Origin of the sequence: Flavobacterium nitrogenifigens, assembly GCF_003254565.1 — a bacterium.
Taxonomy (GTDB): Bacteria; Bacteroidota; Bacteroidia; order Flavobacteriales; family Flavobacteriaceae; genus Flavobacterium; species Flavobacterium nitrogenifigens.
Map to the genome: position 1 here is coordinate 100087 of NZ_QJRI01000165.1, position 8940 is coordinate 109026.

The window sequence follows — 8940 nt, forward strand, 5'->3', positions numbered from 1 at the left end:
AATTTTTGATATTTATCAAAAAAAATAAAATAAAAGATAATGGCTAAAATAAAAATGAAAAAAAAGTCTACATCGACAGATATGACTGCGATGTGTGATGTAGCGTTCCTTTTGCTAACGTTCTTTATTTTGACCGCTACTGCTAAAGTGCCTGAGGCATTGCCTGTAGATATGCCTGCTTCTGTTGCGATAAGTAAACTGCCAGATACAGATTTGGCTATTATTACAGTAGGAAAAGGGAAAGTATTTTTTGACATCAAAGGAAGAGAAGTTCGTAAAAGAACTCTTGAAGGAATGGGTGCAAAATATGGTATTGAATTTTCGGAAGAAGATAAAACCAAATTTGCTCTTATGGATGATTTTGGTGTGCCAATTACAGGTTTAAAGCAAATCATTGATATGAAAGCGGCGGACAGAACCAAAGCAAACCAGCCTGGAATTCCTTTGGATTCATTAGATAATCAATTAAAAGAATGGCTTCTAATTTCTAGAAGAGCTACAATTGATTTGGATGACAAAGAATTGCAGATTGCGATTAAGGGAGATGCTAAAGAAGAATATCCAAGAATTAGAAAAATTATGGATATTTTGCAAGATCAGAAAATCAATTCCTTTAACTTAGTTACAGGTAAGAGAGGAAGAGACTTTTAATTAAAAAATATACACTAAGATGGCTGAATTAAATACCGGCGACGGCGGTGGTGGTAAAGGTGGTAAAGTAAGAAGTAAAAAGCAGAATTCGAAAGTCGATTTAACAGCGATGGTGGATTTGGCATTCTTATTGATTACATTCTTTATGTTAACTACTTCGTTGTCAAAACCTCAATCGATGGATTTATCATTGCCAAATAAAGAGGAGGATGAAAAACCAACCGATAAAACTAAGGTAGATGAAAATCGTACCATGACAGTGATGTTAGGTGGCGATAATAAAATGGTTTTCTATATGGGATTATTGGCATCACCAAAAGTGGGACCAAAAGACATTACATATGGTAAAGATGGTATCCGTAGAGAATTGTTAAAACAAAAGAAAAATGTTTTGGCGTATTCTGCAGCTTTAGGGAAACCTAAAAACGGAATCATTGTGATCATCAAACCAACTAAAAAATCAAATTACCGTAATTTGGTTGATATCTTGGACGAAATGGCTATCACTGGAGTTGATACATATGCGATTGTTCCTGAGTTTACACCAGAAGAAGCAAAAGTGATAGATAAAAAATAAGAGCAATCTTAGTTTTATCGACTTAAAAATCAAGAAGTATGAAATTAGATATTATAAAAAATCAGTGGCTTGATATCGTATTCGAAGGGCGTAATAAGATATATGGAGCATACGAGCTGAGAAAATCAAACGGAAAAACAACTGTGAAAGCACTTGTTATTGGTTCTCTTATCTTTAGTGCTGCTATTGCTGCTCCTCTTATTGCGAGTTTGTTGCCAGACTCATCAGAAGAAGAAGAGGTTAAAGAGGTTAAGATGGCTGCGGTAAAATTACCTCCTAAAAAAGAGGAAGTTAAGCCTAATATGCCACCGCCACCGCCACCGCCACCAAAAGTGGATCAGGTTAAATTCGTTAAACCTGTGGTTGCAAAAGCGGAAGAAGTAACTGAAGACCCACCAAAAATTGTTGATTTAAAAGACAAAAAAGTTGGTGCTGAGACTATCAAAGGAGATCCAGATGCAGTTTTAACTGTTGATGAGCCAGTTGGAAAAGGACCAGTAGCAGAGGTGGTACAAGAAGATAACACTGTATATAATACAGCTGGTATCGAAGTAAAACCTGATTTCCCAGGAGGTATTGATAAATTCTACAAATTCGTAGGAAACAATTACAAAACTCCAGAAGAAGAAGGTTTAAAAGGTAAAGTTTACGTTACGTTTGTAGTTGAAAAAGACGGGTCATTAACAGATATTAAAGTTTTAAGAGATATCGGTTATGGTACAGGAGCAGAAGCAATTCGTGTTCTTAAAAAATGTCCAAAATGGACTCCCGGCGAGCAAAATGGTAAAAAAGTTAGGGTATTATACTCTCTTCCTATTACTATTCAATCTGCAGAATAATGTTAAAAGATATGCTTAATAATATTCAGAAGAAATCGCTCAAAGAGCGATTTCTTCTTGTTTTAGGAATACTGTTTTTTTTAATTTATCTTGTGCTCGGTTTAATGATTATGTTCTGGGAGAAACTCCCGCTAAACATGGAATGGAAATACAGATATGCTTTTGGAGGACTACTAATTGTATATTCGGGAATAAGATTTTTAAGATTAATTAATTCAAAAGAAGAATAATTATGTTGAAATATAGTAAGGCTTTGGGTTTGGTTGTTTTTGTCTTTTTGTTTGCCATGTGCAACCAAAAAAGCAAAAGTGAAACTGAAAAAGAGACCATTTTGAAAGGATCACTTGATATTGCGGTTGACGAAACAGTAAAGCAAATTGTAGACGATCAGGTTGCTGTTTTTGAAGGTACTTACTATAATGCAAAAATAACAGTAAAGCCAAATTCAGAAGCTGAAGTAATTAATGATCTATTAAATCAAAAAACTAAGGTTGCAATTACAACTCGAGATTTAACTGCAGAAGAAAGAGCTCGTTTTGATAAAAGTAAAATTAATCCGAGAGTAACTCCATTTGCCCATGACGCTATTGCTTTTATTTCGAACAAAAGCAATAATGATACTTTAATTGCGTTGAAAAGTGTTATTGATTTCATGCAAGGTAAAACAGATGGTAAAATTAAAGGACTAGTTTTCGATAATCCTAATTCAAGTACTGTTCGTTACATGAAGGAATTAGCTAAGGTGAAGGAAATACCTAAATCAGGAGTTTTCTCATTTAAAACAAATAATGAAGTAATCAAATTTGTTTCAGAAAATGAAGGAATGATTGGGGTTATTGGTATTAATTGGTTTTATCAGCCAACACCTGATATGACTGAAACTATTAATAAGATAAACGTCCTTTATGTTAAAGGACTGAATAGTAATGAATATTACAGTCCTACTCAGAATGACTTAGAAATTGGGAAATATCCTTTGGCACGTGATTTGTTTATTATCAATTGTCAAGGTTATTCGGGACTTGGAATGGGCTTTGCTTCATTTATAGCAGGCGATATCGGACAGCGAATAGTTTTAAAATCTGGATTGCTGCCATATAAAACTCCAGGGCGAAAACTAAAGATTAGAAGTGAAATTATAAAAGATAAAGAATAAATTAATTACAATAAAGATGAATAAATTTAAAATTTTAAGTCTTGCATTAGTTGCTTCGGCTACCGCAGCAAAGGCGCAAGATATCAACCAAGCAAAGAAGGCAATTGATGCTGAACAATTTGATAAAGCAAAAACAATCCTTAAATCAATCATCAAAAGTAAACCTTCGGATGGTGAAGCAAATTTTGTTTTAGGTAATGTTTATTTAAATCAATCTGTTGTCGATTCTGCAAAAATCTATTACAATAATGGATTACAAGCTTCAGACAAGAAAAACTTAAGCTATATTGGTTTAGGGCAATTAGATCTTGATGCTAAGAATAGTGCTGCTGCTCAAGCTAATTTTGCTTTGGCAACTAAAGACATGAAGAAAAAAGATGTAAATGAATTTATTTACATCGCGAGAGCTTACATGAATTCTGAGAATCCAGATTATAAAAATGCTACTGAAGTTTTGAAAAGAGCTTTATTAGTTGATCCGCAAAACGCACAAGCATTATTGGCAATTGGTGATGCTTACTACGGAGCAAACAATCAAAACGATGCTTATAAAGCTTACCGTGATGCTTTTACTGCTGATAATACTTTGTTGAGAGCAAAAATGCAATTAGGAGTTTTATTGAAAGGTGCTAAATCTTATGATGAGGCAATTAAATCATTCAATGAAGTTATCGCATTAGACGCTAGCTACGGACCAGTTTACAGAGAACTTGCTGAAACATATTATAAATGGGCAAGAAACAAACCTTCTACTGCTAAAGTTAACTTGCAAAATGCAATTACAAATTATGAGAAGTACTTAAGTTTAACAGATTACTCTCTTGATTCTAAAATGCGTCATGCAGATTTCTTGATCTTGGTTAAAGATTACAAGCAATTAGAAACTGTTGCAAACAAAATGATTGCTCAAGATAAAGTAAATCCTAGAATTTTCAGATATTTAGGATATGCTGCTTACGAAAACGGAAATGTTGATGTAGCTATTAAATCTCTTCAAGATTATATTAATACACCATCAAACAAAGTAATTGGTAGAGATTATTACTATTTAGGACTTTCTAAAATTAAAAAAGGAACTGGAGCAGATGGTACAGTAAATCAAGCAGCTTTTGATGCTGGTTTAGCTGATATTAAAAAAGCGATTGAATTAGAGCCTTTAGTAGTTGAAGAATTCGCAGATTTTGGAAAAGAATTATTCGGTAAAAAACAATATGCGCAGGCAGCATCTATTTTTGAACTTGGAGCAAACAACCCTGAGTCTAAAAATTACTTAGATGACAGTGTTTATTATGGGATTTCTTTATACTATGGTAATGCTAGTAAACCAAAAGAAAGCCGTGATGCTGTTGCTTTAGGAAAAGCAGATGCAGTTTTCGATAAAATTTTAACTACTGCTCCTAGCTATGATGAAGCATATTTATATAAAGCTAGAATCAACTCTTTATTAGATAAAGATGATATGATCATTAAAAACTACGAAGAGTATGTTGCTAAAATTTCAGCAAAAGGTGCAGAAGAAGTGGCTAAGCCAGCTGTAGCTAAAAAGTTTGTTGAAGCTTACAATGGTATTGGTGCTGCTTATGCTAATACTGATAAAGCTAAAGCTATTGAGTATTTCAATAAAACTTTAGTTTTAGATCCAGCAAATTCATATGCAACACAATCTATAAAAGCTTTAAAATAATTGATAAATTTTAAAGAGAATATAAAAACCGATAGTTCTAAAAAACTATCGGTTTTTTTGTTCCGTATTTTATTGACTATCTTTGCACTCTTAAAATAGTATAATGTTACCAAAAGAAATACAATTAGAAGTAAATAAAGGAGCCATGCTTCCGTTGATGGAAGAATTTTATACCATTCAAGGAGAAGGTTCGCATACAGGAAGAGCTGCTTACTTTATTAGGATTGGTGGGTGTGATGTAGGTTGTCATTGGTGTGATGTGAAAGAAAGCTGGAATGCTGAACTTCATCCTCCAACGAAAGTAGATTTAATTGTGGAAAATGCTGCAAAATATGCTGATACAGTTGTTGTAACTGGTGGAGAGCCTTTGTCATGGGATATGACTTTTTTGACAAAACGTTTAAAAGAGAAAAATTTAAAAGTACATATTGAAACTTCAGGTGCTTTTCCATTATCAGGAACTTGGGACTGGATTTGTCTTTCACCTAAAAAGAATAAATTGCCAACTCAGACAGTGTATGATAACGCTCATGAGTTAAAAGTGATTATCTACAACAAGCATGATTTTATTTTTGCCGAAGAACAAGCAGAATTAGTAAATGACAATGCAATTTTGTTCCTTCAGCCAGAATGGAGTAAAAAAGAAGAAATGACTCCGCTTATTGTTGATTATGTTATGAATAATCCAAAATGGAGAGTTTCATTACAGACTCATAAATATCTTAATATTCCATAAAACAGAAAATCTCTTCACACGAAGAGATTTTCTGTTTTATGGAAGTATACAAGCTGTGTAAAAAATAAACACATTCTTTTATTTCCAATTTTTATGATTTTTCAGAGAGGTAATGTGTGCCAAATGATGGTTTCCATGCCAAGCATACATTCCAATCATTCTTTTGAGTTTAATTTCTGAATTATCAGAAGGATGTATAAAAGTTTTTTCTAAATCAGATGCTGATAAACTTCGCATGATATAGCCTAATCTGAAATGAAGTCCTTTTAATAAATCTAGAGTTGGTTGGATTGGCATTGTCAGATTGTCGCTTAATTCAGCCCAAAGTACTTCGTCATAAGGCTTAATTACGGGATTGTTTTCTGTCAAAGCCCATTTTAGGCGAACGTAGCAATTCATATGGCTTTCGGCACAATGATGAATAACTTGTCTCACTGTCCATCCGCCAGGACGATAAGGAGTGTCCAGTTGTTCGTCGGTTAAATGAATTGTTTCTTTTGCTAATTTTTCTGGAAGAGTTTCAATTTCTGTAATTTTTTCAGAAAGATACTCTGCAGAATATTGGTCTGGAGCTGTAAATTTTCCAATCGGATATTTTAACTTCTCTAAATCTAGTTCATTCATGGTTTTATGGTTTGTTTTTAAATGGAAAGTTTAGCTAAGTAATCGTAATGTTCTCCTTCAAGAATAAGCTCGCAGTTAAAACCGTTGGCAATTGCTGCATTTTGGAGTGTGTTGAAATCCAAATATAACCAATCAAAAGGTTCTTCTTTTTCTCCTTTATAGCTAATGTTAAAGACAAGCTCACCGTAATAGTCATTTTCAGACGGAATCCATTTACCTCCATCTTCATCTTCATCAAACATATAAATGATGTCAGAGCTGTCAATTAAAATTTGACCGCCAGGATTTAAAAGAGATTTTAATTTAGATAAATATTTATTACAATTTTTTAATTGGCCAAAAATACCTGTTCCATTCATTAGAAGTAGAATTGTATCAAATTTTTCTCCTTCAAAATCTAAGATATTTTCAACTTTAGCATTTTTTATTCCTCTAAGACGACAAGTTTCAACCGCTTTTTCTGAAATATCAATAGCAGTTACTTCTAGATTACGTTCAATTTGCAATGATAAAGCATGACTTCCTGCGCCACATCCTACATCTAATGTTTTGCCTTTTGCTAATTGTAAAGCCTTTTGCTCAATTTTTGGCATTTCATTATAAGTACGGAAAAGATATTCAACACTCATTTCATCTTCTTCAGAAATCGAAGTTTCAGTAATAATATCTTCAGGCGAATTTTTTGTATAAAAGTCAAATATCGCTTTTCCAAAAAGATCTTTCATTGTTTTAGTTCAAAGTTTAAGGTTTCAAGTTTAAAGTTGTTTAATTTTGCATATCAACTTTAAATTTTAAACTTGAAACAGATTTTAAATAACTTAAGTAAGTTAGCCAAAGATAAGCATAACGAGAATAAAAAGTATTTCGATAAGCTTAAAAAGAAACCGCCAAAAAAATTAGATTACATAATGCAAGATTTGCACGATGCTGAATTTAAAAGAACGGATTGCTTAAAATGCGCTAATTGCTGTAAAACAACAGGGCCGCTATTTACTTTGGCAGATATTGAGCGAATTTCAAAACATTTTAGACAAAAACCACAGCAATTTATTGATCAGTATTTGCGAATAGATGAGGATAAAGATTATGTTTTGAAAAGCGTTCCCTGCACTTTTTTGGATAATGAGAATTATTGTATGATTTATGATGTTCGTCCAAAAGCCTGTCGAGAGTTTCCTCATACAGATAGAAACAAATTTTATCAGATTTCAAACTTAACTTTGAAAAACGTTGAAATTTGTCCTGCGGCATATAATATTGTAGAAGAAATGAAAAAGAAATTACCGTTATAAATAGAAACGGACAATTGTTAACAAGAATATCTCCGTTTTCCTTTTTTAAGATGTACTTTTGAGGAAGGAATAATTAATCAATCTAGAGAAAATTTATAACTTGAACTTAGAATATTTTATAGCCAAAAGACTTATTACTGCAAAAGATTATAAAAGCAGTATTTCGGCACCTATTATAAAAATTGCTATTTCTGCAATAGCGATCGGAATTATTATGATGATAGTTTCTGTAGCAACTGGAATTGGTTTGCAGAAAAAAATTCGAGATAAGGTCTCTGCATTCAATGGCCAAATTATAATTTCTAATTATGATAATAATAATTCAGAAGTTACCACAGTTCCAATTTCGAAAAAACAAGATTTTTACCCTAATTTTAAATCAGTTCCAGAAGTAAGCCATATTCAAGCAGTCGCAAGTAAAGCTGGAATTATAAGAACAGAAAACGCATTTGAAGGGATTGTATTTAAGGGAGTAGGGGCAGATTACGATTGGAACAATATTAAGGAGTACATCGTAGAAGGGAAACTGCCAGATTTTACAAAAGCATTAAATGAAGATGTTATTATTTCAAGGTTTCTAGCAGACCGTTTAAATTTGAAAGTCGGAGACGAATTCAATACCTTTTTTATAAAAGAAGAGCAAGGTAAACTTCCAAACAGTCGCCGTTTTAAAATCGCAGCTATATTTAATTCGGGATTTCAAGATTTTGATGCTACATACATTATAGGTGATATTCGCCACATACAAAGAATTAATAAATGGAGGGAAGATCAAATTGGAGCGTTTGAAATTTTTGTCAACGATTTTGACGAAATTAAAGCAGTTGGGAATAAAGTTTACGAATCAACTTCGTCTAATCTCGATACAAAAACCATTATAGAAAAATACAGCTACATTTTTGATTGGCTCCAGTTATTTGATTTTAATATTGTAATCATTTTAGGCATTATGATTATGGTTGCAACTATTAATATGATAGTTGCGCTCTTAGTTCTTATTCTAGAAAGAACCCAGATGATTGGAATTCTAAAATCGATGGGAGCAAATAACTGGTCGGTTCGTAAAATATTTTTGTATAATGCCTTTTACTTAATTCTACGTGGATTGTTCTGGGGAAATCTAATCGGAATCTCAATTCTTTTAATTCAGCAGCAATTTGGAGTAATTCAGCTCAACCCTGAAAATTATTATGTTAATCAAGCTCCAGTTTATCTAAATTGGATTTATATACTCTTGTTGAATTTGCTTACTGTTACTGTTTGTTTCTTGGTATTGTTAATCCCGTCTTATATAATAACCAAAATATCTCCAGTAAAAGCCATTCGTTTCGATTAGATAAAGAGATTTAGCATAAATACAACCCGACAGGTTTTCAAAACC

11 protein-coding genes are annotated in these 8940 nt (G+C 32.6%); 9 read left to right on the forward strand and 2 right to left on the reverse strand.

Annotation, left to right across the window (positions count from 1 at the left end; translation table 11 throughout):
- The first annotated feature begins 39 nt into the window (after nt 1-39).
- From DM397_RS05335 to DM397_RS05365, 7 genes are all read left to right on the forward strand, one after another.
- Nucleotides 40-651, forward strand: a complete 612-nt coding sequence (locus DM397_RS05335) for an ExbD/TolR family protein (RefSeq protein WP_111376539.1) — start codon at nt 40-42, stop codon at nt 649-651.
- A gap of 19 nt (nt 652-670) precedes the next feature.
- Complete coding sequence (locus tag DM397_RS05340) at nt 671-1228, forward strand: ExbD/TolR family protein (RefSeq protein ID WP_111376540.1); 558 nt, start codon at nt 671-673, stop codon at nt 1226-1228.
- A gap of 38 nt (nt 1229-1266) precedes the next feature.
- Entirely contained in the window at nt 1267-2067 is an 801-nt protein-coding gene (locus DM397_RS05345) for an energy transducer TonB (RefSeq protein ID WP_111376541.1), read from the forward strand.
- A complete protein-coding gene (locus DM397_RS23995) occupies nt 2067-2297 on the forward strand; it encodes a hypothetical protein (RefSeq protein ID WP_111365906.1) in 231 nt (76 codons plus the stop codon). Before DM397_RS05345 ends, DM397_RS23995 begins: the two co-directional genes overlap by 1 nt.
- Before the next feature lie 2 nt (nt 2298-2299).
- Nucleotides 2300-3223 carry a PstS family phosphate ABC transporter substrate-binding protein gene (locus DM397_RS05355; protein ID WP_111376542.1) on the forward strand — a complete coding sequence of 308 codons (924 nt, stop codon included), beginning with the start codon at nt 2300-2302 and terminating at the stop codon, nt 3221-3223.
- Nucleotides 3224-3239: 16 nt separating this feature from the next.
- Nucleotides 3240-4907, forward strand: coding sequence for a tetratricopeptide repeat protein (locus DM397_RS05360; protein WP_111376543.1), 1668 nt, complete (start codon nt 3240-3242; stop codon nt 4905-4907).
- A gap of 103 nt (nt 4908-5010) precedes the next feature.
- Entirely contained in the window at nt 5011-5643 is a 633-nt protein-coding gene (locus DM397_RS05365) for a 7-carboxy-7-deazaguanine synthase QueE (protein ID WP_111376544.1), read from the forward strand.
- Nucleotides 5644-5721: 78 nt separating this feature from the next.
- Here DM397_RS05365 and DM397_RS05370 read toward each other — a convergent pair whose 3' ends face one another.
- Together DM397_RS05370 and DM397_RS05375 are read right to left on the reverse strand one after the other, a co-directional pair.
- Complete coding sequence (locus tag DM397_RS05370; RefSeq protein ID WP_111376545.1) at nt 5722-6267, reverse strand: YfiT family bacillithiol transferase; 546 nt, start codon at nt 6265-6267, stop codon at nt 5722-5724.
- Nucleotides 6268-6284: 17 nt separating this feature from the next.
- Entirely contained in the window at nt 6285-6992 is a 708-nt protein-coding gene (locus DM397_RS05375; protein ID WP_111376546.1) for a class I SAM-dependent methyltransferase, read from the reverse strand.
- A gap of 72 nt (nt 6993-7064) precedes the next feature.
- Here DM397_RS05375 and DM397_RS05380 point away from each other — a divergent pair, with 72 nt between their 5' ends.
- On the forward strand, nt 7065-7559 hold the full coding sequence (locus DM397_RS05380; RefSeq protein ID WP_111376547.1) for a YkgJ family cysteine cluster protein: 495 nt from the start codon (nt 7065-7067) through the stop codon (nt 7557-7559).
- Between the two features lie 100 nt (nt 7560-7659).
- Nucleotides 7660-8895, forward strand: coding sequence for an ABC transporter permease (locus DM397_RS05385; RefSeq protein ID WP_111376548.1), 1236 nt, complete (start codon nt 7660-7662; stop codon nt 8893-8895).
- Nucleotides 8896-8940 lie beyond the last annotated feature (45 nt).